The organism is Streptomyces sp. NPDC005775 (assembly GCF_042871565.1).
In the GTDB taxonomy this organism is placed as follows: Bacteria; Actinomycetota; Actinomycetes; order Streptomycetales; family Streptomycetaceae; genus Streptomyces.
Genome location: NZ_JBIAIU010000012.1, coordinates 255,714 through 280,362, shown reverse-complemented (window position 1 = coordinate 280,362; position 24,649 = coordinate 255,714). Strand labels below are relative to the sequence as shown.

Sequence of the window (24,649 nt, the reverse complement as noted above, 5' to 3'; positions counted from 1 at the left end):
GTTGATAGGCCAGATGTGGAAGCCCGGTAACGGGTGGAGCTGACTGGTACTAATAGGCCGAGGGCTTGTCCTCAGTTGCTCGCGTCCACTGTGTTAGTTCTGAAATAACGAACGGCCGTGTTTTTTTCCGGTGTTGGTTAATTTCATAGTGTTTCGGTGGTCATTGCGTTAGGGAAACGCCCGGTTACATTCCGAACCCGGAAGCTAAGCCTTTCAGCGCCGATGGTACTGCAGGGGGGACCCTGTGGGAGAGTAGGACGCCGCCGAACAATTATTGTTGAAAGCCCCGTGCCCTTGTGGCACGGGGCTTTTCTGCGTTTACCGGCCTGATCGGCTGTGCCTGTCACCTACCGTGGGGGTCCTGGGCTGCCCATGCAGGCTTCCACGCCTCGCTCTCGGGCTGGTTGGGCTGTGCGGAGCCGAGATACTCGCGGAGAGCAGTGAGTGCGGGGTGCGGGTTGTCCCGGTGCCAGATCAATGAGTGTGGGTAGACGGGCGTCGGGTCCGTCACCGGGATGCGTCGCAGCCCATGGCCGGCGGGCCAGATGAGGCGGGTGTGCTCACCCATGAACGTGGCAAGGGCTGGGGTATCCGCGATGGTGTCGAGGAGCGCGTCGGAGCCGAAGTTGGGGCCGGTCGCCTCGATGCTGAGACCGAACGCGGCGACGAGCGCGTCGTAATAGGCGCCCCACTCGGTGCCGGGGACGATGCCGGGCATCCAGATCCGATGCCCGACGAGCTGCGCGACGGTCAGCGACCTGGCGCCCGCCAGCGCATGGGACGGGCCGACGAGGAGCTGCAACGGCTCGTCGAGCACCGGGACGGACTCGATGTCCTCCGGAAGAGGCTGACCGGGCGCGGTGACGGCGCGGAAGGATGCGTCGATCGCGCCGGAACGGATCGCTGCGACAGCCGTCTCGATCTCGAACAGCATCAGCACGTCCAGCTCGACTTCGGGGTGCGCGCTGTGGAAGCCCCGCATGAGGCCCGACTGCGCGCCTCGTGAGTTGATCACGTCGACGCGCAGCGGGCGTCGACCGGGGCGGACGGACGCGACCGCGCGCTCGGCGACACGCAGCAGCTCGCGTGCGTGAGGCAGCAGCGCCTGACCGTCGATGGTGAGTTCGGCGCCTCGCGGCGTGCGGGTGAACAGCCGCACACCGAGGCTCTTCTCCCATACCGAGATGCGTCTGGACACGGCCTGCTGGGTGATCGAGAGGTCGGCCGCGGCTCCTTGGAACTGGCCGGTGTCAGCGACGGCAACGAAGGTACGTACGGCTTCGATATCCATGCCGAGCCACGGTAGTCCACAACAGATCGTTGTGGACTACCGCCAGTTTCGTTGTTTGACCTGCTGTGGTCTCGCTCGCTTAGCTCTCTCCGATCAATGTCTGTTTGTTCGGAGAGGCTTCGGGGGTGGGCTGGGCATGGCGGGTGGGAGACCTTTGGGCCGCCGCTTCGGGTTGCTGTGGGCGGCGTATGCGGTCAGTACGTTCGGCACGCGGCTGGCGTTCGACGCGTTTGCTCTGATCGCGATCCTCGCGCTTCACGCGGGGCCGACCCAGGTGTCGGTGCTGGCAGCGACAGGGCTCGCGGTCGGGGCCGCCATAGCGGTGCCGCTGGGGCCGTGGGTGGAGTTCCGGCGCAAGCGGCCGGTGATGATCGCGATGGATCTGACCCGGTTCGCAGCGTTGATGAGCATCCCCGCCGCGTACGCGATCGGTCTGCTCGGTTTCGTGCAGCTCATGGTCGTGTCCATCGTCGTCGGTGCGGCCGACATCGCCTTCAACGCGGCCAGTGGCGCGTATCTGAAGGGGCTCGTGCAGCCGGAGGACCTGCTCACCGCGAACGGGCGGTTCGAGTCCACGGCCTGGACCGCCACCGTGCTCGGGCCGCCGGCCGGAACGGCCGCGATCGGGTTCTTCGGACCGGTGACGACGGTGGTGGCCGATGCGGTCAGCTATCTGCTCTCAGCCGCAGGGATTTATGCGATCGGCGGCACCGAGCCGCGCCCCGTGCGCACCGGTACGCACAGCAAGCGGCTCCGGCCCCGCGACCTGCTCGAAGGCTGGCGGTACATCCTGACCCACCCGGCCCTGCGCCCTCTGTTCTTCAATACGGTTCTGGTCAGCGGCCTGATCATGGCGACCTCGCCGCTGCTCGCTGTTCTCATGCTCGACGACCTCGGATTCGCTCCCTGGCAGTACGGCCTCGCCTTCGGCCTTCCCTGTCTCGGCGGCATCATCGGTTCACGGCTGGCCCGCCGGCTCGTTGCGCGGCTCGGACGACACAGGGTTCTGCTCGGCGTCGGGTCACTGCGCGCATGCTGGTCGCTCGGGCTGATCTTCATCCGGCCCGGCGCAGTCGGCCTCGTGCTCGTCATCGCGGTCGAATTCGGACTGATCACTTGCATGGGTGTGTTCAATCCGGTCTTTGCCACCTACCGGCTTGAGCAGGTCCCGACGGACCGGATCGTCCGCACCCTGTCGGCGTGGTCGGTCACCAGCAAGGTGACTGTCGCGGCCATGACCGGGCTGTGGGGCCTGTTGGCCGGTGTCACGAGCCCTTGCACCGCGATCGCCGTAGCCGGTCTTCTCATGCTGTTCACCCCGTTCCTGCTTCCTCGGCACGACCACGAGCCGCATCACGAGCCTGATCCGGCCGGCATCCGAATGTGACACGCAGGAATGCGCCCGGACCTCACCCGGGCTGCCCGGACTCGATCCGGCAGCCCGGTGGCGCTACAGGCGGCCTGCCGCCTTGAGTGCCAGGTAGGCGTCCGCGAGGGCCGGTGCGAGGCTGTCCGGGGTGGCGTCCACGACGACCACGCCATGACGCCGGAGCTGGTCCGCAGTCCGCCGCCGCGCCGCCTGGGCCTGAGCTCCGGCGGCTGCCTCGTAGATCGCGTCCACTGTTCCCCTCGCGCCTGCCATGTCCTCGACGTGGGGATCCCGTACGGCTCCCAGCAGCACGGTATGACGCTGTGTGAGGCGTGGGAGTACGGGCAGCAGGCCCTCTTCGACAGATGCTGCGTCGAGGCTGGTCAGCAGCACGATCAAGGAGCGGCGCGGAGCGTGCGTCAGCGCGGCGGCGCTCAGGCCGCGGGCGTCGGTTTCCACGAGTTCCGGTTCCAAGGTCGCGAGGGCGTCGACCATGGCCGGCAGGAGCTCGCCGGTGGCCCGGCCCCGGACCTGGGCGCGTACACGGCGGTCGTACGCGAGGAGGTCCACACGATCGCCGGCCCGGGTCGCGAGGGCGGTGAGGAGCAGTGTCGCGTCCATCGACGCGTCGAGACGGGGGACATCACCGACCCGGCCCGCTGACGTACGGCCGGTGTCGAGGACGATGAGAAGGTGACGGTCGCGTTCGGGGCGCCAGGTCCGTACGGCGACCGCCGACTGGCGTGCGGTGGCCCGCCAGTCGATCGAGCGGGTGTCGTCGCCCGGAACGTAGGCGCGCAGGCTGTCGAACTCCGTGCCCTCGCCGCGGGTGAGGACGCTCGTGCGGCCGTCGAGTTCGCGCAGCCTGGCGAGGCGTGAGGGCAGATGCTTCCGACTCGTGAACGGCGGCAGGACACGTACTTTCCACGGGACCTGATGGCTGCCTTGGCGGGCTGCGAGCCCCAGCGGACCGTAGGAGCGCACGGTGATCTGCTCGGCTTCGCGGTCGCCGCGGCGGGTGGGACGCAGATGCGTGGTGACACGGCGGCGCTCACCGGGCGGGACATCCACCTGGTGGCGCGAAGCCGTCTGCCCCGCGCCCGGGAGCCAGCTGCTGGGAGGCCAGGCGTCACGGAGGTGTGCCCGCAGTCGGCGCCGGGAAGGATTGACTACGGTGAGTTGCACCTGGGCGCTCTCGCCGAGTCGAACGGTTGTATCACCGGATCGGGTGAACTGAAGCGGACGCACTGGCGCTGCCAGCGCATAGTCACAGAGAATTGCCAGAGATAGCGGGGCGTTGACCGCGAGCATGCCCGTCCAGCTCGGGGCCAATATGCCTACAGGGAGTGACCCCAAGGCGGCGAGCAGGGCCGTGCGTCCGGTAAGGGCCATCACTCACCGCCTCAACGGGGTACGGGGACGTGGGCGAGAACCGCGGTGATGACGGAGTCGGGGGTGACTCCCTCCATCTCCGCCTCGGGCCGCAGTTGTATGCGGTGCCGAAGGGTGGGGAGAGCGAGGGCTTTCACGTCGTCGGGGGTGACGTAGTCGCGGCCGGTCAGCCAGGCCCAGGCCCTGGCCGTGGAGAGCAGAGCAGTGGCGCCTCGGGGGGAGGCACCCAGGGAGAGCGAGGGGGAATCACGGGTGGCACGACAGATATCCACGACATAGCCGGCGATCTCCGGGGAGACGGTCGTCTTGGCGACCGCCGTGCGTGCGGCCTCCAGGTCGGCGGGCCCGGCGACCGGCCTTATGCCCGCTGCCTGCAGATCGCGGGGGTTGAAGCCGTCGGCATGGCGGGTCAGGACGTTGATCTCGTCGTCGCGGGACGGTAGCGGGACCGTCAGCTTGAGCAGGAACCGGTCCAGCTGGGCTTCGGGGAGGGGGTAGGTGCCCTCGTACTCCACGGGGTTCTGCGTGGCTGCGACGAGGAAGGGGTCCGGCATCGGGCGGGGGGTCCCGTCGACGGTGACCTGGCGTTCCTCCATCGCTTCCAGCAGGGAGGACTGGGTCTTGGGAGGCGTCCGGTTGATCTCGTCGGCGAGCAGGAGGTTGGTGAAAACCGGCCCCGGCTGGAAGGAGAACTCGGCGGTGCGGGCGTCGTAGACGAGTGAGCCGGTGACGTCGCTGGGCATCAGGTCGGGGGTGAACTGGACGCGTTTGGTGTCGAGTTCGAGCGAAGCCGCGAGGGCCCTGACCAAAAGGGTCTTGGCTACACCGGGGACGCCTTCGAGCAGGACATGACCGCGGCAGAGCAGTGCGACGACAAGCCCGGTGACCGCCGCGTCCTGGCCGACGACGGCTTTGGCGATCTCGGAGCGCAGCGCTTCCAGGGAGGCGCGGGCCGTTGCGTCGCTGCTGACGGTCCCGGTTGTCCCGGTGGGAATGGGGGGCGGGGCGCTCATGAGGTACGGACCTCTCTTTCGAGGGTGTCGAGTTGGTCTGCCAGACGGACGAGAGTGGCGTCGTCGGAGGGGGCCGGGCCGAAGAGCAGTTCGTGGAGGCCGGTGTCTCCGAGGGCCGTGCCGCCGGCACCGCGTCGTTCGGACACGGCGGGGAGGAGCGCCGCGGAGGAGTGGGCGTCGTGAGGGGAGACGCCGACGAGGGGGGCGACGCGGGTACGCGTCGCGTGACGCAGCGACGCGGCGGCCCGGTCGCGTGCGTTGGCCTTGCGCTGGAGGCGGGCACGGCCTTCGGTGGATTCGGAGGCGCGGATGGCCACGGGCAGCCGTTCGGCGATCACGGGGCCCAGGCGTCGTGCGCGCCAGATGGCGGCGAGTACGGCAGCGAGGGCGAGTTGCAGGGTTCCCCAGAGCCAGCCCGACGGGATCAGGTCGATGAAGCTGCTCTCGTTCTCCGAGCTGTCGCTGTCCGTGCTGTTGTCCTGGTCTCCGCCGCTGCCCGTGGCGGAGGGGTCACTGAGCGAGGGGAGGTACCAGACCAGATGTGGGCGCGAGCCGAGGAGTTGCAGGGCCAGGGAGGCGTTGCCCTGGTTGTCCAGCCGGTCGTTGTAGAGGAGTTCGGGGGATCCGAGCAGGACGGTGTCCCCGGCTGCCGCGTGCTTCAGCAGCAACAGGGAGGGGAGGCCGTCGGCCGGGTAGCAGGCGAGGGCGTCGACGCCGTCCGACCGGTATCGGAAGCCCCCTGTCTCGGCCTCGCCCGCCCGGTTGGCGGCAGGCAGGGAGCACTGCGGAGCACGTGTGGAGACCGGGACCGAGGATGCCGTGCGGATGCCCGGGGCCAGTGCGCCCACCGAGGGCGGGCCCGCAGCGAGGAGAACGGTCCGGCCGCCCGCGTCGGTGGTCTCCGCGCGGAGCACGTCCTGCTGGGCCGGCGTCAGGAGATTGGGGGCGGCGACGAGCAGTGTGGTGTCGGAGCCGGCTGCGGACGTGGCTGCCCGAAGTGTGGTGACGACGCGGACGGAGACTCCCTGGTCCTTCAGGAGTTCGGCAACGGCCCTGCTGCCGTAGCGGTCCGCGGAGCGGGGGTCGAGCCGGCCGTGCTGGTCTCCGGATCGGGTGGCAGCCAGGGCGATGCCGGCGGCGACGAGTACGAGGAGGGCGAGCAGCAGGCCGCGAACACGGATCCAGATCTGCCGTGGGGTGAGGGAGGCGGACGTGGAGGGCGCGGTGGCAGCGGTCATCCCGCGGCCCCCGGGAGGGTGGCGGCCAGTCGCGGTGTGGCGGACTCGAGGTCGAGGTCCAGAGCGAGCACGGTCAGGTACGTCTGCTGGTTTGCTGGGCGGCCGCCGTATGTGACGTCGTCGAACGTCCGGGCTGCCGACCGCAGCCGCGTGGCGTGCGCGGGGAGCGTGCGGCCCGCTTCCGCGGCGGCTTCGTCGGCGGTGCGCCCGGGGCGGGCGTCGAGCAGAGCCCGTTCCTCCAGGGAGCGGACGATGGCGCGCATGCGTTCCTGGACTGCCTGGCTCCAGCGGCCGGCCGCGGCGTGTGCCTCGGCTGCGGCGCGGTGTTCCGGCGTACTCAGGGGGCCGCTTTCGAAAAGGGCGTCCACTGCGCGCGGGGAGCGTCGCGGGGTGCCCAGACGCCACAGGAGCGCGGCGATCAGAGCGATGACGATCACTACGAGCACCAGCAGTCCCACAGGCCCGCCCGGGGCCGCACCGGAGGCGGTCGAGAGGAGGTCACCGATCCAGTCCCAGAGGTGGTCCACGGCCCGCTGGAGCGGGTTCGGATCGTTCTCGTGGTACATCCGCTCGGACAGTTCGCGCCGTGCGGCTTCGCGGGCGGGCACGCGTGGAGTGTCCACGGGTATGTCGCCGCTCGCCCGGATCAGCAGTTCTGCTGCCGCTGTGCCCCCCGACACGCTGTCAGCTCCTGTGGTCGTAGCCGGGCAGACCGGCTGCCCTGGCGAGGTCGAGGTCGAGTGCTTCGCGTCGGATGCGCTGGTCCACGTAGAGAAGGGCCATGACACCGGCGGACAGAGGATAGGTGATCGTCGCGATGACGACGTCGCCGATGGCGGAGACGATCAGGAACGGCCAGCCGAAGCTGTTGGCTCCGTCGGTGAGGAAGGCGCTCAGGCCGCCGTCGTCCACGATCATCGCGATGATGCCGAACGGCACGCCGATCACGAGCGTCACGATGAGTGTCAGCAGCCAGGTGAGCGCGAGGATGCCGAAGGTCCGCCACCATGCCCCGCGGACCAGCTTGGCGGACCGTCGCATCGACGCGGTGATCGACTGCCGTTCCAGCATGAGCGCCGGGGAGGCGAGGCAGAAGCGGACCATGAGCCAGAGGAACACACCGCCCGCGGCGAGCAGGCCGATGAAGGCGAGGCCGACACCCGCCGTGTCGCCGATCAGGAAGCCCGGGAGGATTCCCGCGGTCATGAGGGCCGCGGCCATGAGGGCCAGCAGGAAGGTCAGACCCAGGAGCGGGAGGAGCCGGGGCCGGGCCTCGGCCCAGGCGCCGGAGAGCGTGACGGGGCGACCCACCACCGAGCGGCTGATCACCACGGTCAGCACGGCGGTGGTGAATATCGTGGCGAGCATCGAGATGAGCAGGGGCGGGGCGGTGTTGAGCAGGCTGGAGCGCAGCGAGTCGGTGGCCTGACGCAGGGCTTCCGAGCCCGTGGCGTTCCGGTCGATCGACGCGGGCTCCGGCAGCAGGTACCGCTGCACGAGCAGGATGGCGGTCTGAGCGACGACGGAGACGGCGAGAGTGATGCCGAGGACCGTGCGCCAGTGCGCGCGCATGGTGGATACGGCACCGTCCAGGATCTCGCCGACGCCCAGCGGCCGCAGGGGGATCACGCCGGGTTTGGCGGCAGCCGGCGGTCGCCCCCAGCCGGGCCCTTGCGGGGGGACGCCCCAGCCGGGGTGAGGAGGCGGCGTGCCGTAGCCGGTCGCGGAACCGGTCGGCGGGGACCACTGCCCTGCGGGCGGCTGCGTGGGAGACCGGTCTCCCGCAGGTCCGCTGCCGTCGACGGGCGCGGAAGGCCGGGGGACGCCTGCCTCCTGGTCGTCGGAGGGGGCAGATCCGGGCGAGGCCCAGCCCGGAGTGTCGTTCATTCGCGCTCCTTCACGGTCCTGTCCGCGTACCGGGGCGGCAGGTTGGCAGCCATCGTGCCACGCGTCGCACCCGTCCGGGCCTGGCGCTGTATCTCCTTCGCTCCTTCCTGCGGGTGCGTTCCACGGGGCAGACTGGACGGATGGCTGATCAGGACGCGCAATCGCCGGTGGGCAGCGAGCCCGCCGCGCTTCCCGTACTTCGCTGGGACGAGCCTCCGGAAGGTCCTGTGCTGGTGCTCCTCGACCAGACGAGGCTGCCGGCGGAGGAGGCGGAACTGGCGTGTACGGACGTTCCCGCACTGGTGGACGCGATCCGGACGCTCGCGGTGCGCGGGGCGCCGCTGCTGGGCATCGCAGGGGCCTACGGGGTGGCTCTCGCCGCCGCGCGGGGCTATGACGTGGCGGAGGCCGCTGGGCTGCTGGAGCAGGCGCGGCCCACCGCGGTGAATCTCGGGTACGGGGTCCGGCGCGCGGCCGGTGCGTACTGGGCGGCTGTCGAGAAGGGGGCCGGTCCGGAGCGTGCGGCTGCCGTGGCGCTGGACGAGGCCCGGGCGCTGCACCGCGAGGATGCCGTGGCCAGCGGGCACATGGCCCGGTTCGGGCTCGCCCTGCTGAACGAGCTGCTTCCGGGCGGCGGTCACCGGCTGCTGACCCACTGCAACACCGGAGCGCTCGTCTCCGGTGGCGAGGGAACGGCTTTCGCGGTAGCGCTCGGTGCGCACCGCGAGGGCCGGCTCAGGCGCCTGTGGGTGGACGAGACCCGCCCGCTGCTGCAGGGCGCTCGGCTGACCGCGTACGAGGCGGCGCGCAACGGCATGCCGTACAGCCTGCTCACGGACAACGCCGCAGGGTCACTGTTCGCCGCGGGGGAGGTGGACGCCGTGCTGATCGGGGCGGACCGCATCGCCGCGGACGGATCGGTGGCCAACAAGGTGGGGAGCTATCCGCTGGCGGTGCTCGCGAAGTATCACCACGTACCGTTCATCGTGGTGGCACCGACCACGACCGTGGATCTGCACACCGCGGACGGCGCTTCCATCACGGTGGAGCAGCGACCGGCGCGGGAAGTGACGGAGGTCACACCGCAGCCCGGGGCCGGTGGGAGGGGAGCGGGCGGAGTGCCTGTGGCGCCGGTGGGAACAGCGGCCTACAACCCCGCCTTCGACATCACACCGCCGGAACTGGTCACGGCGATCGTCACGGAGGAGGGCGTAATCTCCCCCGTCACGGGAGTCGGACTGGCAGAGCTGTGTGCCAGATCATCGCAGGTAACGATTAGCTAATGGGATGATGTCGTTTATGAAGGGACGCGTCCTTGTCGTCGACGACGACACCGCACTGGCCGAGATGCTCGGGATTGTGCTGCGTGGTGAGGGGTTCGAGCCGTCGTTCGTAGCGGACGGCGACAAGGCACTTGCTGCATTTCGTGAGGCAAAGCCGGACCTGGTCCTGCTGGATCTCATGCTGCCCGGTAGGGACGGCATCGAGGTCTGCAGACTGATCAGGGCCGAGTCCGGTGTGCCGATCGTCATGCTCACTGCCAAGAGCGACACGGTTGACGTAGTGGTGGGCCTGGAGTCCGGGGCCGACGACTACATCGTCAAGCCGTTCAAACCTAAGGAGTTGGTTGCCCGGATCAGGGCACGTTTGCGCAGGTCCGAGGAACCGGCACCGGAACAGCTGACCATCGGGGACCTGGTCATAGATGTGGCCGGGCACTCGGTGAAGCGGGACGGGCAGTCCATCGCCCTGACCCCGCTGGAGTTCGACCTGCTGGTCGCACTCGCTCGCAAGCCGTGGCAGGTCTTCACCCGTGAGGTACTCCTCGAGCAGGTCTGGGGATACCGTCACGCCGCTGACACCCGGCTGGTGAACGTGCACGTGCAGCGACTCCGCTCCAAGGTCGAGAAGGACCCGGAGCGGCCGGAGATCGTCGTCACCGTCCGAGGTGTCGGTTACAAGGCCGGACCGAGCTGACATGTCCCTGGGTAGCACTGCTCCGAAGCCCGGGGAGCCGGGAGTCCGTGCGGAGCGGGCTGCCGGTTCAGGGCACACGACATCTCCGGTCGGGCGTTTCCTGCGGGGCGGCCGGTTGTTCCAGGACCGGGCGCCCGGCGGGCCGGTGCCACGACTGCTGATGCGCTGGGTGCGGCGTCCGCTGCTCCCTGCCGTACGGCTGTGGCGGCGCAACCTTCAGCTGAGGGTCGTCGCCGGCACGCTGCTGATGTCGCTCGGAGTGGTGCTTCTGCTCGGCCTCGTCGTGATCGGGCAGGTGCGCAACGGCCTGCTGGACGCGAAGGGCAAGGCAGCCCAGACCCAGGCCGCCGGCGGCTTCGCGGCCGCCCAGGAGAAGGCGAACGCACCGCTCACCCTCGGGGGGCAGGGCGGCGACGCCGCGGACGGTGTGACGGCCAACAACTCCTGGCGGACCGAGCTCGTCGACCAGCTGGCCAGTGGCGGGAAGAACGCGTTCAACGTGGTGGCGCTCAGCGCCGACGAGGGTTCCCGTGCGCCGCGCGGCTCCGGCAGCGTCGAGGCCGCGAGCATTCCGCAGAAGCTGCGCGAGTCGGTGAACAAGGGACCGGGCGCCTTTCAGACGTACGCCCGGATCAAGTACGCGAACGGGCAGGAGTCGCAGCCCGGTCTCGTCGTGGGCAAGCGGCTCTACGACATCGACCGCAATCCGTACCAGCTGTACTACGTCTTTCCGCTGACGCAGGAGGAGAAGTCCCTGACGCTGGTCAAGGGCACACTGGCGACCGCGGGTCTGTTCGTGGTCGTGCTGCTCGGGGCCATCGCGTGGTTCGTGGTGCGCCAGGTCGTCACTCCCGTACGCATGGCGGCGGGGATCGCCGAACGGCTTTCGGCCGGACGGCTCCAGGAGCGGATGAAGGTCACCGGCGAGGACGACATCGCCCGGCTCGGTGAGGCGTTCAACAAGATGGCGCAGAACCTCCAGCTGAAGATCCAGCAGCTGGAGGAGCTTTCCCGGATGCAGCGGCGCTTCGTCTCGGACGTCTCGCACGAGCTGCGGACGCCACTGACGACCGTGCGGATGGCCGCCGACGTCATTCACGAGGCACGCGTCGACTTCGACCCGATCACGGCGCGCTCCGCGGAGCTGCTCGGGGACCAGCTCGACCGGTTCGAGTCGCTGCTGTCCGATCTGCTGGAGATCAGCCGGTTCGACGCGGGTGCCGCGGCACTGGAGGCGGAGCCGATAGACCTGCGGCAGGTCGTGCGGCGGGTGATCGGTGGGGCCGAGCCGCTGGCCGAGCGCAAGGGCACCCGGATCCGGGTGGTCGGCGACGAGCAGCCGGTGATCGCGGAGGCCGATGCGCGACGGGTCGAGAGAGTGCTGCGCAACCTGGTCGTCAACGCCGTCGAGCATGGCGAAGGACGCGATGTCGTGGTGCGGATGGGGGTGGCCGGCGGAGCGGTCGCCGTGGCCGTCCGGGACTACGGCGTAGGGCTGAAGCCCGGCGAGGCGACCCGGGTGTTCAACCGTTTCTGGCGGGCCGACCCGGCCCGTGCCAGGACGACCGGAGGCACCGGTCTCGGACTGTCCATCGCCGTCGAGGACGCGCGGCTGCACGGCGGCTGGCTGCAGGCCTGGGGTGAGCCCGGCGGGGGCTCGCAGTTCCGGTTGACGCTGCCGCGTACGGCGGACGAACCGCTGCGCGGTTCGCCGATACCTCTGGAGCCGGAGGACTCACGGCGCAATCGTGAGAATCGGGAGCGGGCCGCGTCCGCCCCCGCGCAGGGCAGCGAGCACCGGCTGGTGGCTTTGCCTTCGCAGGCCGCCGGGACGGACCGGGCAGCCCTGCCCGCACCGGCGCGCGCCGCCGTGCCGGCCCGGACAGCATCGGCCTCGGTGAATCCGGCAGCCCTCCCGGGCAACGGCGCACGGGTGGTGCCGCGTCCCACCGGGGACCGGCCGGACCGGCACAACGACTCTCCGGCGCAGGATCCGGGGCGGGAGGACACGACTCGTGGGCACTGACCGTCGTCAGGGTGGCCGTGGACGTGCGGTGGGGGCGGCCGTGCTGCTCGGATGCGGCGCCGTGCTGCTGTCCGCGTGCGGCTCGATGCCCGTCACGGGGGACGTCAAGGCCGTGGACGCCTCGCAGCCCGGTGATTCCCAGGTGCAGGTGTACGCGGTCGCTCCGCGTGACGGCGCCACCCCGAACGAGGTGGTCGACGGCTTCCTGGAGTCGATGACCAGCGACGACTCCGATTTCCGGACGACGCGCCAGTACCTCACCAAGGAGGCGTCGCGCGACTGGAAGCCGGGCGCGCTCACCACGGTCCTGGCCAAGGCGCCGAACCGCAGCGACCGGCCGGTCCATGAGAGCGACCGCAGTACCAACGAGGTCACCTACACCCTGACCGGCGAACAGGTGGCGACGGTCGATGAGCAGAACGCCTACCAGCCGCTCGCCCCGACGGACTACTCCCGCACCCTTCATCTGGTGCGGCAGAACGGCCCGGACGGCAAGGAGTGGCGCATCGCCGGTGTGCCGGACGGCCTGGTGCTCGGGCAGTCGGACTTCAAACGGCTCTACCGTTCGGTCAACAAGTTCTACTTCGCCACCGGGCGGACCGAGGCACAGTCCACGCTGGTCTCCGACCCGGTCTACCTACGTAACCGGACCGATCCGGCCACGGGCATGGACACGGTGACGCAGGCCGTCCGCAGTCTGCTGAGGGGGCCGACCGACTGGCTGAGTCCGGTGGTCGCGTCGCGCTTTCCGGCGGGTACCGGTCTGCGGAAGGACGTCACGTCGCTGACCCCCGACGACCGCAACGTGCTGAAGGTCCCGCTCAACAAGAAGGTGGACGGGGTGGGGCAGCGCGTGTGCCGGATGATGGCCTCGCAGGTGCTGTTCACCCTCCGGGACCTGACGTCCGCTCGCGTCGAGCAGGTGGAGTTGCAGCGTTCGGACGGCTCGGCACTGTGTGTGCTGGGGGCGGACCAGGCCGAGGAGTACGCGCCCGACGGCTCGTCGGGCGGCCCCGACAGCCAGTACTTCGTCGATGCCAAGGGGCATGTGGAGCGCATTCCGGGCAGTACCCGGGGCAGTGGTGAGCCGGAGCCGGTGGCCGGTCCGTTCGGCACCGGCTCACTGAAGGTGGGCGCGGTCGGCGTGGCCCGGGACGAGCAGACGGCGGCAGCGCTCTCGCGGCCCAGGGACGCGCTCTACGTGGCCTCCATCGCCACGAGCGGTGAGCTTCCCGGCCCGGCGGTGACCAGCAAGGCGGCCAACCCCGCGGACCGGCTCACGGCACCCAGCTGGGACAGCCGGGGCGACCTCTGGGTAGCCGACAGGGACCCCGACAACTCGCGGCTGCTGCGGTTGACCGCCGGCGCCGGCAAGGCGCAGGAGGTCTCCGTACCGAGCCTGTTCGGCAGCCGGATCACGGCGCTGCGCCTGTCCTCGGACGGGGTTCGCATCGCACTGCTGCTGACGCACGACGAGCGGACGACGCTGAAGATCGGCCGGATCGAGAGGCAGGGCAGGCCGGGCGAGGAGAAGGTCTCCGTGGTGGATCTGCGGCAGGCCGCGCCGCAGTTGGCCGATGTGACCGCCATGTCGTGGTCAGGTGGCAGCCGCCTCGTGGTGGTCGGCAAGGAACAGGGCGGCGTGCAGCAGGTCCGCTATGTGCTGGCGGACGGTTCGACACCCTCGTCGGGTGTGCTGCCCGGGGTCAACCCGGTGCGGGCCATCGCCGCGGCCGACGACGAACAGCTGCCGCTGATGGCGGACACGGTCGGCGACGGGATAGTGAAGCTGCTGCCCGGCGACAACTGGCAGACGGTTCTGAAGGAAGGCTCGGAGCTGGTCTACCCAGGCTGAGCCCACGGGGGCCCGGCGCCGTCCCGCGGGCCCCCGTGGACGGACCGTTGTCCACAGGGGTGGTCCGGCTGGCCCGGCACGGGCACAGTGGAACCATGCGCGGGTGGTGGCGGGAGATCACCGGACTGGTCCTGCCGGTGGACTGCGGGGGCTGTGGCAGGCCCCGGACCGAGCTGTGCGAGGCGTGCGCCGTGCAGTTGTACGGCGGGCTGCCGCGCCGGGTGAGACCCGATCCGGAGCCGCCCGGCCTGCCGGTGGTGCACGCGGCCGCCGCTTATGAGAACGCGGTACGCGCGGTGCTGCTGGCCCACAAGGAGCGGGGTGTGCTCGGCCTCGCCGGAGCCCTCGGCAGGGCGCTGGCGGGCGCCGTGAGGGCCGGGGAGGGGACACCGCTCGGCGAGGGACCGCTGTTGCTCGTGCCCGTGCCGTCGGCGCGACGGGCCGTCGCCGCACGCGGGCACGATCCGGCCCGCCGGATCGCCCTGGCGGCCGCGGCGGAACTGCGGCGCGCGGGCATGCCGGTCCGGGTGGCCGCCGTGCTGCGGCAACGTCGTCCGGTGATGGATCAGTCGGGGCTCGGAGCCCGGGAGCGCCGGGCGAATCTGGCGGGTGCCCTGGGCGTCGTGACCGGGGGCGGGCGGCTGCTGACCACCGGACGGGTGGTGCTGGTGGACGACCTGTTGACGACGGGTGCCTCGCTGGCCGAAGCGGCACGGGCGATCGACGGGGCCGGCGGATGGGGGAGCGCCGGTTACGGGGTGCGGCACGCGGCCGTTGTGGCAGCTTCTCCCTCCGCCTTCGAAATAAACCGGAACTGGAACTGAACTTGCATCGTTGCAGGTAGTGAGTGGGTAAAAAGACCTGAACGGAGGTACGTGCCAGTAGCGGGTGCCGACCTCCGCCCTGTCAGGCTATGTTCGGTTGTGAGGAATGGTGAATGCCAGGCCTCGACGAATGCACCTCCAGGTTTCGGGCAGGCGACCCACTGAAGTTCGGAAACCGTAAATTCGGTGGGGTGGAGACCTTGCCGACGGGGGAGGAGGAGGTGGAAGTCACCGAGTCCGCGGCCCCGGCCATCACCGGGGCCTGGTGCAAAAGGGAGATGCTCCGCCGCCGAGCGGAGTGATCCGGGAACGGAGTTCTGCGTGGACATCGTCGTCAAGGGCCGCAAGACCGAGGTGCCCGAGCGGTTCCGCAAGCACGTGGCCGAGAAGCTGAAGCTGGACAAGATCCAGAAGTTCGACGGCAAGGTGATCAGCCTCGACGTGGAGGTGTCCAAGGAGCCGAACCCTCGTCAGGCAGACCGCTCCGACCGGGTGGAGATCACGCTCCGCTCGCGTGGACCGGTTATCAGGGCAGAAGCGGCCGCAGGCGACCCGTACGCAGCGCTGGACCTGGCCACAGGCAAGCTGGAGGCGCGGCTGCGCAAGCAGCACGACAAGCGCTACAGCCGCCGTGGCACGGGACGCATCCCCGCTGCCGAGGTCGGTGAAATGGTGCCGGACGCGGCGTCGTTCAACGGTGACGGCGAGCTGATCGCCGACGAGACGTCACAGCCCGTACCCACCACCAGGATCGGTTCGCTCGAGGTACAGGGCGAAGGACCGCTGGTGATGCGTGAGAAGACGCACGTCGCGGCGCCCATGTCGCTCGACCAGGCGCTCTACGAGATGGAACTGGTCGGCCACGACTTCTACCTGTTCGTCGACTCCGACACGAAGGAGCCCAGTGTCGTCTACCGACGGCATGCCTACGACTACGGTGTCATCCATCTGAGGACCGACCCGCTGGCCGCTGATGAGGCGGGCGGCGCGGGCGGCGCGCTCGGCGGCTGACGCCACCCTTTCGTGGTGCCCCTGGAGCGCCTGTGCGCCCCCAGGGGCACCCGCGTGCGACCACGGGATCACCGCTCCGACGTCCAGGCATGAAATCATGGCGGCCCAAGCCAATCGGTGCTCTGTGAACTGCCGTTGGCGGACAGTTTGTGAACTCAGGCCGTGGCCTTCAGGGGGAGGAACGATGGCGGACACCTTCGGGCCCGTGCGCGATGCGAACCATGCCGACGACGCCGGCGGTGACCGTACCGGCGCGGACGACGACAGCGGTTCCCGCAAGGAGCCGATCCGAGTCCTCGTGGTCGACGACCACGCCCTGTTCCGCAGAGGCCTGGAGATCGTCCTCGCGCAGGAGGAGGACATCCAGGTCATCGGCGAGGCGGGCGACGGGGCGGAAGCCGTCGACAAGGCGGCCGACCTGCTGCCCGACATCGTCCTGATGGACGTACGCATGCCCAAGCGGGGCGGCATCGAGGCCTGCACCTCCATCAAGGAGGTGGCTCCGAGCGCGAAGATCATCATGTTGACGATCAGCGACGAGGAAGCCGACCTGTACGAGGCCATCAAGGCGGGGGCCACGGGCTACCTCCTCAAGGAGATCTCCACGGACGAGGTCGCCACCGCGATTCGCGCGGTCGCCGACGGGCAGTCCCAGATCAGCCCGTCCATGGCGTCCAAACTGCTCACCGAGTTCAAGTCGATGATCCAGCGGACCGACGAGCGCCGACTGGTTCCGGCGCCCCGGCTCACCGAGCGTGAGCTCGAAGTCCTCAAACTGGTTGCTACGGGCATGAACAACCGGGATATCGCGAAGGAACTCTTCATTTCCGAGAACACCGTGAAGAACCACGTCCGCAACATCCTGGAGAAGCTTCAGCTGCACTCCCGGATGGAAGCCGTGGTCTACGCCATGCGGGAGAAGATCCTCGAGATCAGATGACCGGGGCCGGGGGTAAAGCCCCGGAAATGGGCAGTCACGCCAGGGCGCGGGCGAGTTCCCGGCTGAGGGGCGCGCGCAGCTCCGGTGCGTCCACCCGCTCCAGCCGGACCTCCGTGCAGCCGACCCAGGAAGCGGCTTCCACCAGCGCCTGAGCCATCGGTGCCACGGCCTTCGCGCCCGCCAGGGAGACCTGCCGGGCGACCAGCGTCGTGCCCTCGCGGGCGGGGTCGACCCGGCCCAGCAGCCTGCCGCCCGCCAGGAGCGGCATCGCGAAGTAGCCGTGGATCCGCTTGGGCTTGGGCACGTAGGCCTCCAGCCGGTGGGTGAAACCGAAGATCCGCTCGGTCCGCGCCCGCTCCCAGACCAGCGAGTCGAACGGCGACAGCAGCGTCGTGCGATGGCGTCCGCGCGGCTCCGTGGCCAGTGCCTCCGGATCCGCCCAGGCGGGCTTCGCCCAGCCCCGCACCGTCACCGGCACCAGTCCGGAGTCCGCCACCACGGCGTCGAACTGCTCGCCCTTGAGCCGGTGATAGTCGGCGATGTCCGCGCGGGTGCCGACTCCCAGCGACCGGCCCGCGAGTGCCACGAGCCGGCGCAGGCACTCGGCGTCGTCCAGGTCGTCGTGCAGCACGGCAGCGGGCAGGGCGCGCTCGGCGAGGTCGTAGACCCGCTTCCAGCCGCGCCGCTCGGTGCACACCACCTCGCCGTACATCAGGGCCCGCTCGACGGCCACCTTCGAGGCGGACCAGTCCCACCACTCCCCGCCGTTCTTCGCGCCGCCCAGCTCCGTCGCCGTCAGCGGGCCCTCGGCGCGCAGCTGCTTGATGACGGTGTCGTAGGCGCCGTCCGGCAGATCGTGGTGCCACTGCGGGCGTGAGCGGTAGGCGCGGCGGCGGAAGGCGAAGTGCGGCCACTCCTCGACCGGCAGGATGCAGGCCGCGTGCGACCAGTACTCGAAGGCGCGGCCACCCGACCAGTACGCCTCCTCGACCGGCTGCCGGCCGATCATGCCCAGGCGCGCGTACGGAATCAGTTCGTGCGAACGCGCGAGCACCGAGATCGTGTCGAGCTGGACGGCACCCAGGTGTCGCAGGACCCCGGACGCCCCGGCCCGTCGGTCAGGGGCGCCCAGGAAGCCCTGGGCGCGCAGCGCGATCCTGCGGGCCTGGTCGGCGGAGAGTTCGGCTGCGGGAGGCTGCACAGACGTCATGCCCCGCACCCTAGAGGGCGGCACTGACATCCCGGCCGGGCAGGCGGCCCCGTCACGGCCGGGCGGGGGTGCCCGGCAGATACGCGTCGGTGCCGGGCAGACCGAGGTCGGACGGGAGCAGCGCGCCGACCCACGTATCGCGGCGCACACCCTTGTTGAGCAGCCCGGAGCGCTGGTCGCCCTCCATCCGGAATCCGGCGCGCAGCGCGACCGCCCGCGAGGCGAGGTTCCCGGTCTCGGCCCGCCACTCCAGCCGGTCCCCGCCGAGCGAGGTGAAGGCCCAGCGGGCGGCGCAGAGGACCGCCTCGGTGGTGTAGCCGAGCCCCCGGTGCTCCCTGGCGGTCCAGAAACCGACCTCGTGCGTCCCCGGGCCGGAGCGCCGATGGATGCCGAGCGCACCGGCCAGGGCGCCGCTGTCGCGCACCACCACGGCGAAGTTGTACATGGAGTCGTCCTGCCAGCCGCCGGGCGAGAGCTGCCGGACGAAGAGCTCCGCGTCGGCGTGACCGTACGGCGAGGGCACGACCGTCCAGCGCTGGACGGCGGGGTCCTGGCAGGCCGCGTGCACGGCGTCCGCGTCTTCCGGGACGAAGGCGCGCAGCATCAGGCGGTCGGTGGTGAGAGTGATCGGCTCCATGTATGGATTCTGCTGAGGGAGCGGGCGCGGGGCGAGTACTTTTCGGGCTTCCCGGCACCTTCGGCGCCCTTCGGCCGTTGATTCGGAAGGGCACTGCGGGGCAACGCAGTGGCAGCCCTCCCGGCGCGGCGGGGTCCTCGCTTACGATGGCCGTTGCGGTGGGGCCCACCTGCCGTGCCCGCGCCAGAGTCCATAACACGACCCAGTGCCAGGCCCGACCGGCAAGGAGACCAGCCTCAGTGTCCGTCTTCAACAAGCTCATGCGTGCAGGCGAAGGCAAGATCCTGCGCAAACTGCACCGCATCGCGGACCAGGTCAGCTCCATCGAAGAGGACTTCGTCAACCTCTCCGACGCCGAGCTGCGGGCGCTCACCGACGAGTACAAGGAACGGTACGCGGACGGCGAGAGCCTGGATGACCTGCTTCCCGAGGCATTCGCGACCGTCCGTGAGGCCGCCAAGCGGGTTCTCGGACAGCGCCACTACGACGTCCAGATGATGGGCGGCGCAGCCCTGCACCTCGGTTACGTGGCCGAGATGAAGACCGGCGAGGGCAAGACCCTCGTCGGCACCCTGCCCGCGTATCTCAACGCGCTCTCCGGCAAGGGCGTGCACCTGATCACGGTCAACGACTATCTGGCCGAGCGCGACTCGGAGATGATGGGCCGGGTCCACAAGTTCCTCGGACTGAGCGTCGGCTGCATCATCGCCAACATGACTCCGGCCCAGCGCCGTGAGCAGTACGGCTGCGACATCACGTACGGAACGAACAACGAGTTCGGTTTCGACTACCTCCGCGACAACATGGCCTGGGCGCAGGACGAGCTCGTCCAGCGCGGCCACAACTTCGCGATCGTCGACGAGGTCGACTCGATCCTGGTCGACGAGGCCCGTACGCCGCTGATCATCTCCGGTCCCGCCGACCAGGCCACCAAGTGGTACGGCGACTTCGCCAAGCTGGTCACGCGGCTGACCAAGGGCGAGGCGGGCAACCCGCTCAAGGGCATCGAGGAGACCGGCGACTACGAGGTCGACGAGAAGAAGCGGACCGTCGCGATCCATGAGCCCGGTGTGGCCAAGGTCGAGGACTGGCTCGGCATCGAGAACCTCTACGAGTCGGTGAACACCCCCCTCGTCGGGTACCTCAACAACGCCATCAAGGCCAAGGAACTCTTCAAGAAGGACAAGGACTACGTCGTCATCGACGGCGAAGTCATGATCGTCGACGAGCACACCGGCCGTATCCTCGCCGGCCGCCGCTACAACGAGGGCATGCACCAGGCGATCGAGGCGAAGGAAGGGGTGGACATCAAGGACGAGAACCAGACGCTCGCCACGATCACCCTCCAGAACTTCTTCCGCCTCTACGGCAAGCTCTCCGGCATGACCGGTACGGCGATGACCGAGGCCGCCGAGTTCCACCAGATCTACAAGCTCGGCGTGGTGCCGATCCCGACCAACCGGCCGATGGTCCGGGCCGACCAGTCGGACCTGATCTACCGCACCGAGGTCGCGAAGTTCGCCGCCGTCGTCGACGACATCGCGGAGAAGCACGAGAAGGGCCAGCCGATCCTGGTCGGCACCACCTCGGTCGAGAAGTCCGAGTACCTCTCGCAGCAGCTCTCCAAGCGCGGTGTCCAGCACGAGGTCCTCAACGCCAAGCAGCACGACCGTGAGGCGACGATCGTCGCCCAGGCCGGCCGCAAGGGCGCGGTCACGGTCGCGACGAACATGGCCGGCCGCGGTACGGACATCAAGCTCGGCGGCAACCCGGACGACCTCGCCGAGGCCGAGCTGCGTCAGCGGGGTCTCGACCCCGTGGAGCACGTCGAGGAGTGGGCGGCCGCGCTGCCCGCCGCGCTGGAGAAGGCCGAGCAGGCCGTGAAGGCGGAGTTCGAGGAGGTCAAGGACCTCGGCGGGCTGTACGTCCTCGGTACCGAGCGGCACGAGTCGCGTCGTATCGACAACCAGCTCCGTGGTCGTTCCGGCCGTCAGGGCGACCCGGGCGAGTCCCGGTTCTACCTCTCCCTCGGCGACGACCTGATGCGCCTGTTCAAGGCGCAGATGGTCGAGCGCGTCATGTCGATGGCCAACGTGCCCGACGACGTGCCGATCGAGAACAAGATGGTGACGCGGGCGATCGCGTCGGCGCAGTCGCAGGTCGAGCAGCAGAACTTCGAGACGCGCAAGAACGTCCTGAAGTACGACGAGGTGCTCAACCGGCAGCGTGAGGTCATCTACGGTGAGCGGCGCAGGGTCCTGGAAGGTGAGGACCTGCAGGACCAGATCCGCCACTTCATGGACGACACGATCGACGACTACATCCGCCAGGAGACGGCGGAGGGGTTCGCCGAGGAGTGGGACCTGGACCGGCTGTGGGGCGCGTTCAAGCAGCTCTACCCGGTGAAGGTCACGGTCGCCGAGCTGGAGGAGGCCGCCGGGGATCTCGCCGGTGTCACCGCCGAGTTCATCGCCGATTCCGTCAAGGACGACATCCACGAGCAGTACGACGAGCGTGAGAAGACGCTCGGCTCCGACATCATGCGCGAGCTGGAGCGGCGCGTGGTGCTGTCCGTCCTGGACCGCAAGTGGCGTGAGCACCTCTACGAGATGGACTATCTCCAGGAGGGCATCGGCCTGCGGGCCATGGCGCAGAAGGACCCGCTGGTCGAGTACCAGCGCGAGGGCTTCGACATGTTCAACGCCATGATGGAGGGCATCAAGGAGGAGTCCGTCGGCTATCTGTTCAACCTGGAGGTCCAGGTCGAGCAGCAGGTCGAGGAGGTTCCCGTACAGGACGCGGCGACGTCGCTGTCCAAGGAGGACGCGGTTCCGGCGGCGCGTCCGGAGATCCGGGCCAAGGGGCTCGACGCTCCGCAGCGTCCGGACCGGCTGCACTTCTCCGCTCCCACGGTGGACGGAGAGGGTGGCGTCGTCGAGGGCGACTTCGCCAACGCTGACGGTGGGGGCTCCGCGGAGTCGGACGGGCTGACCCGGGCGGAGCGGCGCAAGGCGCAGAAGAGTGGTGGCGGTGGGCGTCGCCGTAAGAAGTAGCGTGCGCTGATCGTTTGCGGCCGGGGCCGGGCACCGTGGGGTGTCCGGCCCCGGCCGTTCGCGTGTGCGGTGTGGTGTCGTGCGGCGCGGTGTGCGGGGGTGGCGCCTGCGGCGGGCCTGTCCCCTCCCCGCCCCTTCCCGTGACCGGGGCTCAGCCCCGGACCCCGCTCCTCAAGCGCCGGAGGGGCTGGGAGTGCCGGACAGGCGGGAGCGTGCCGGACAGGCCGGGACAGGGGCGGAGGAGCGCGGGGAGGGGAGAGGGCTGGGAGGAGCGCGGGGAGGGGGAAGGCTGGGGGTGTGGGTCAATGGTGGCGTACCGGGGTGTTGCCCAGTTCCACCGCGGCGCAGCGCCAGCGGAGGTCCGCGCCCTGTTCCAGCCGGAAAGCCATGGCGCGGACCTGTTCGCCCGCCGCGATGCTCGCGCAGGCCTCCACGACGCCGGGGGCCGGCTGGGCGCCCCGGCACATGCGGATGACCGGGCGGGCGCCGCGGCTTCTGAGTGGGGTCGTGGGGGCCATCTCCGCGAGTTGGTCGTAGGCCTCCCCGATCGTGTGGCCCAGCATCCAGTGGACCGGGCGCTGGCCGCTGAGCACCGCCAGGAGGCGTTCGGCGAACCACTGGTGGGGCCGGATCCGCTGCGGCATCCGGCGGCGTTGTGAAGGTACGGCTTCGGGCCTGCGTGCGTCCTGCCGTCCGGCGGGCCGGGTCCTGTCGGTGCTCATCGCTGTCGCCCCCGTGCTTCAGAGGCCCGGTCAGTACCGGGCGGTAACTTCTGCTGTGGATCTTCTACGGGCACGGCGGAGGCGGCCGCAAGCGTCCATAGGCCGAGGGTGGAGGGCCCGGGATTCACCTATCCGAGTGGCGGAGGCGGTCGGGCGCGGGGGCCCGGGGCGGGGTGGGCAGGGTGAGGGGCGGTTGCCGGGTGGACGGGGCGGGGGCCGGACACGTAACCCCAAAGGGGGACGCCCCCACGTATCCTGAGGGCGTTCCGACTACGAAAGCGATCCCCGCCATGCGCGTGTACGTCCCCCTGACCCTTTCCGGGCTCGCAGCGGCGCACCGGGCCAGCGAAGTCGGCCCCGGCCCCCTGACCGCCTACGCGGTGACCCCCGCGCTGCGCGAGTGGTACGTCTCCGACGACATCGAGGAACTGGAGTACGCGGCGCTCAACCGGGCCGCGTCCGCGTCGCTGCGGTTGATCGCGGGGGACCCCGCGGCCGCCCGCCGACGCGTCGTGGTCGCCGTCGACGTGCCGGACGGGGACGCGGTCGCCGACCCGGACCACATCCTGGACGCCTCCTCGCTCGGTGAGGTCACCATCGCCTCCGCGGTCGCGCTGGCCAAGGCCGCCGCCGTGCACGTCGACTCGGACGAGGCCGACAAGGACGTCACCGCCGCCGCGGCCGCCCTGGGAGCGGCGGACCTCGGTGACGACGACGCCCAGTTCACCGTCGACGGCGCCGAGGACCACGAGCTGCTGTGGTTCGGCATCCAGGAGATCCCGAATCTGATCGGGTGAGCGGCGGGCCGGGAGGGCCGCGCGGAGGGCTGTCCGTCCGGTTGTCAGTGGCAGCGGGTATTTTTCTCGCATGGGGACGCACGGGAAGCACCGCACGCATCTGGTCTGGGACTGGAACGGCACTCTGCTCGACGACAACACGGCGGTCGTCGGCGCGACGAACGCCGCGTTCGTCGAGGTCGGCCTGGCTCCGATCACCCTGGAGCAGTACCGGGAGATGTACTGCGTCCCGATACCCCGGTTCTACGAGCGCCTGATGGGCCGGCTGCCCACGGACATCGAGTGGGAGCGGATGGACGGGGTCTTCCACCGCAGCTACACGGAGCAGCGCGAGGCCTGCGGGCTGACCGAGGGGGCAGCCGAGCTGCTCGCACAGTGGCAGCTGACCGGCCGGAGCCAGTCCCTGCTGAGCATGTACGGACACGAGCACCTGGTCCCCGTCGTAAGGGGGTACGGCATCGAGCGGCACTTCGTGCGTGTCGACGGGCGCACCGGGCCGTCCGGCGGCAGCAAGGCGCAGCACATGGAGCGGCATTTCGCGTCGTTGGACGGCATATCCGCCGAGCACGCGGTGGTCATCGGTGACGCGGTGGACGACGCGGTGGCAGCGGCCCATGTCGGGGCGAAGGCGGTGCTCTTCACCGGCGGTTCGCACAGCCGGGCCAGCCTGGAGGCGGCAGGGGTGCCCGTCGTGGACACCCTGGCCGAGGCCACGGCCCTCGCCCAGCAGCTGGGCGAGTAGCCGGCTGCCCGCGGGGCGGACACGGGCGACGGTCTCAGGTGACCGGGGCCTTGGTGCGGAGCACGGTCAGGAATGCACGCATCCAGGCCGAGTGGTCCGGCCAGGCCCGGGACGAGACCAGTGTGCCGTCCACCACGACCTCGGTGTCCTGGAAGGTGGCTCCGGCCGTCTCCATGTCGGGCGCCAGCGCGGGATAGGCCGTGACCTGCCGGTTCTTCAGGGCGCCGGTCGCAGCCGTCATCAGCGGGCCGTGACAGATCTGGGCCACCGGGCGGTCCGTGTCGAAGAACGCCGAGAGGATCGCGCGCAGGTCCGCGTCGTTGCGCAGGTACTCCGGGGCCCGACCGCCCGGAACCACGAGGGCCACGTAGTCGTCCGGGTCGACCTCGGAGAAGGCCAGGTCGGCGGGCCAGGTGTAACCGGGCTTCTCGGTGTAGGTGTCGAAGCCGGGTTCGAAGTCGTGGACCACGAAGCGGAGCGTCTTGCGCGAGGGAGCGGCGATATGGACCTCGTACCCCTCCTCGCGCAGGCGCTGGTACGGGTAGAGGACTTCGAGGGACTCGGCGGCGTCGCCGGTGACGATCAGGATCTTCGGTGCCATGGCGGGGCTCCCCACGGTGCGTCGGCGGTGCGTCGGCCTGTTCCGTTCACCGGTACCAGAGTGC

At 69.9% G+C, this 24,649-nt stretch carries 21 protein-coding genes and 2 rRNA genes; 13 read left to right on the top strand and 10 right to left on the bottom strand.

Annotated features, from left to right (window positions below):
- Together ACFYPA_RS27115 and rrf are read left to right on the top strand one after the other, a co-directional pair.
- Positions 1–73 (top strand): 23S ribosomal RNA (locus ACFYPA_RS27115); the annotation flags it as partial.
- Positions 74–152: 79 nt separating this feature from the next.
- Positions 153–269: ribosomal RNA gene (gene rrf, locus ACFYPA_RS27110) — 5S ribosomal RNA — on the top strand.
- A 74-nt stretch (positions 270–343) separates the two neighbouring features.
- Here the strand turns inward: rrf and ACFYPA_RS27105 are convergent.
- On the bottom strand, positions 344–1,291 hold the full coding sequence (locus ACFYPA_RS27105) for a LysR family transcriptional regulator (protein ID WP_359320510.1): 948 nt from the start codon (positions 1,289–1,291) through the stop codon (positions 344–346).
- A 136-nt stretch (positions 1,292–1,427) separates the two neighbouring features.
- Between ACFYPA_RS27105 and ACFYPA_RS27100 the strand changes: the two genes are divergently transcribed.
- Positions 1,428–2,678, top strand: coding sequence for an MFS transporter (locus ACFYPA_RS27100; RefSeq protein WP_389134620.1), 1,251 nt, complete (start codon positions 1,428–1,430; stop codon positions 2,676–2,678).
- Between the two features lie 63 nt (positions 2,679–2,741).
- Here the strand turns inward: ACFYPA_RS27100 and ACFYPA_RS27095 are convergent, their stop codons facing one another.
- The 5 genes from ACFYPA_RS27095 to ACFYPA_RS27075 all read right to left on the bottom strand — a co-directional run bounded on the left by ACFYPA_RS27095 (position 2,742) and on the right by ACFYPA_RS27075 (position 8,190).
- Positions 2,742–4,052 carry a DUF58 domain-containing protein gene (locus ACFYPA_RS27095; protein ID WP_389134617.1) on the bottom strand — a complete coding sequence of 437 codons (1,311 nt, stop codon included), beginning with the start codon at positions 4,050–4,052 and terminating at the stop codon, positions 2,742–2,744.
- A gap of 11 nt (positions 4,053–4,063) precedes the next feature.
- Positions 4,064–5,065 (bottom strand): MoxR family ATPase, encoded by a 1,002-nt coding sequence (locus tag ACFYPA_RS27090; RefSeq protein ID WP_359355308.1) that lies wholly within the window; start codon positions 5,063–5,065, stop codon positions 4,064–4,066.
- Positions 5,062–6,303: a DUF4350 domain-containing protein gene (locus ACFYPA_RS27085; protein ID WP_389134614.1), complete on the bottom strand. Its 1,242-nt coding sequence runs from the start codon at positions 6,301–6,303 to the stop codon at positions 5,062–5,064. Before ACFYPA_RS27085 ends, ACFYPA_RS27090 begins: the two co-directional genes overlap by 4 nt.
- Complete coding sequence (locus ACFYPA_RS27080; protein ID WP_389134647.1) at positions 6,300–6,926, bottom strand: DUF4129 domain-containing protein; 627 nt, start codon at positions 6,924–6,926, stop codon at positions 6,300–6,302. The genes ACFYPA_RS27085 and ACFYPA_RS27080 overlap by 4 nt, the downstream gene beginning before the upstream one ends.
- Before the next feature lie 61 nt (positions 6,927–6,987).
- The gene (locus ACFYPA_RS27075; protein ID WP_389134611.1) at positions 6,988–8,190 is read right to left on the bottom strand and encodes a glycerophosphoryl diester phosphodiesterase membrane domain-containing protein; all 1,203 of its coding nucleotides are present in this window, start codon (positions 8,188–8,190) and stop codon (positions 6,988–6,990) included.
- Between the two features lie 140 nt (positions 8,191–8,330).
- Here ACFYPA_RS27075 and mtnA point away from each other — a divergent pair, with 140 nt between their 5' ends.
- From mtnA to ACFYPA_RS27040, 7 genes are all read left to right on the top strand, one after another.
- Positions 8,331–9,473 (top strand): S-methyl-5-thioribose-1-phosphate isomerase, encoded by a 1,143-nt coding sequence (mtnA, locus tag ACFYPA_RS27070; protein WP_359082288.1) that lies wholly within the window; start codon positions 8,331–8,333, stop codon positions 9,471–9,473.
- Positions 9,474–9,477: 4 nt separating this feature from the next.
- Positions 9,478–10,167, top strand: coding sequence for a two-component system response regulator MtrA (gene mtrA / locus ACFYPA_RS27065; RefSeq protein ID WP_005316841.1), 690 nt, complete (start codon positions 9,478–9,480; stop codon positions 10,165–10,167).
- 1 nt (position 10,168) lies between these two features.
- Positions 10,169–12,193 carry an MtrAB system histidine kinase MtrB gene (gene mtrB, locus ACFYPA_RS27060; RefSeq protein ID WP_359320525.1) on the top strand — a complete coding sequence of 675 codons (2,025 nt, stop codon included), beginning with the start codon at positions 10,169–10,171 and terminating at the stop codon, positions 12,191–12,193.
- 85 nt (positions 12,194–12,278) lie between these two features.
- Positions 12,279–14,048: an LpqB family beta-propeller domain-containing protein gene (locus tag ACFYPA_RS27055; protein WP_359082495.1), complete on the top strand. Its 1,770-nt coding sequence runs from the start codon at positions 12,279–12,281 to the stop codon at positions 14,046–14,048.
- 95 nt (positions 14,049–14,143) lie between these two features.
- Positions 14,144–14,872, top strand: coding sequence for a ComF family protein (locus ACFYPA_RS27050; protein WP_389134607.1), 729 nt, complete (start codon positions 14,144–14,146; stop codon positions 14,870–14,872).
- Between the two features lie 321 nt (positions 14,873–15,193).
- Positions 15,194–15,883: a ribosome hibernation-promoting factor, HPF/YfiA family gene (hpf, locus tag ACFYPA_RS27045; RefSeq protein WP_359082291.1), complete on the top strand. Its 690-nt coding sequence runs from the start codon at positions 15,194–15,196 to the stop codon at positions 15,881–15,883.
- A gap of 184 nt (positions 15,884–16,067) precedes the next feature.
- Complete coding sequence (locus ACFYPA_RS27040) at positions 16,068–16,823, top strand: response regulator transcription factor (RefSeq protein ID WP_359082292.1); 756 nt, start codon at positions 16,068–16,070, stop codon at positions 16,821–16,823.
- Between the two features lie 34 nt (positions 16,824–16,857).
- Here ACFYPA_RS27040 and ACFYPA_RS27035 read toward each other — a convergent pair whose 3' ends face one another.
- Together ACFYPA_RS27035 and ACFYPA_RS27030 are read right to left on the bottom strand one after the other, a co-directional pair.
- Positions 16,858–18,033, bottom strand: coding sequence for a winged helix-turn-helix domain-containing protein (locus ACFYPA_RS27035; RefSeq protein ID WP_389134603.1), 1,176 nt, complete (start codon positions 18,031–18,033; stop codon positions 16,858–16,860).
- A gap of 52 nt (positions 18,034–18,085) precedes the next feature.
- Complete coding sequence (locus ACFYPA_RS27030; RefSeq protein ID WP_359082294.1) at positions 18,086–18,670, bottom strand: GNAT family N-acetyltransferase; 585 nt, start codon at positions 18,668–18,670, stop codon at positions 18,086–18,088.
- A 239-nt stretch (positions 18,671–18,909) separates the two neighbouring features.
- Here ACFYPA_RS27030 and secA point away from each other — a divergent pair, with 239 nt between their 5' ends.
- Positions 18,910–21,723 carry a preprotein translocase subunit SecA gene (gene secA, locus ACFYPA_RS27025; RefSeq protein ID WP_359082295.1) on the top strand — a complete coding sequence of 938 codons (2,814 nt, stop codon included), beginning with the start codon at positions 18,910–18,912 and terminating at the stop codon, positions 21,721–21,723.
- 302 nt (positions 21,724–22,025) lie between these two features.
- Here the strand turns inward: secA and ACFYPA_RS27020 are convergent, their stop codons facing one another.
- Positions 22,026–22,445, bottom strand: a complete 420-nt coding sequence (locus ACFYPA_RS27020) for an Rv3235 family protein (protein WP_359082296.1) — start codon at positions 22,443–22,445, stop codon at positions 22,026–22,028.
- Positions 22,446–22,735: 290 nt separating this feature from the next.
- On the opposite strand from ACFYPA_RS27020, the gene ACFYPA_RS27015 reads away from it, so the two are divergent.
- Together ACFYPA_RS27015 and ACFYPA_RS27010 are read left to right on the top strand one after the other, a co-directional pair.
- Entirely contained in the window at positions 22,736–23,242 is a 507-nt protein-coding gene (locus ACFYPA_RS27015) for a DUF6912 family protein (protein WP_389134598.1), read from the top strand.
- 70 nt (positions 23,243–23,312) lie between these two features.
- A complete protein-coding gene (locus ACFYPA_RS27010; protein WP_359082298.1) occupies positions 23,313–23,984 on the top strand; it encodes an HAD family hydrolase in 672 nt (223 codons plus the stop codon).
- Positions 23,985–24,018: 34 nt separating this feature from the next.
- On the opposite strand, the gene ACFYPA_RS27005 is transcribed toward ACFYPA_RS27010, so the two are convergent.
- Positions 24,019–24,585 carry a DJ-1/PfpI family protein gene (locus ACFYPA_RS27005; protein WP_359082299.1) on the bottom strand — a complete coding sequence of 189 codons (567 nt, stop codon included), beginning with the start codon at positions 24,583–24,585 and terminating at the stop codon, positions 24,019–24,021.
- Positions 24,586–24,649: the final 64 nt, after the last annotated feature.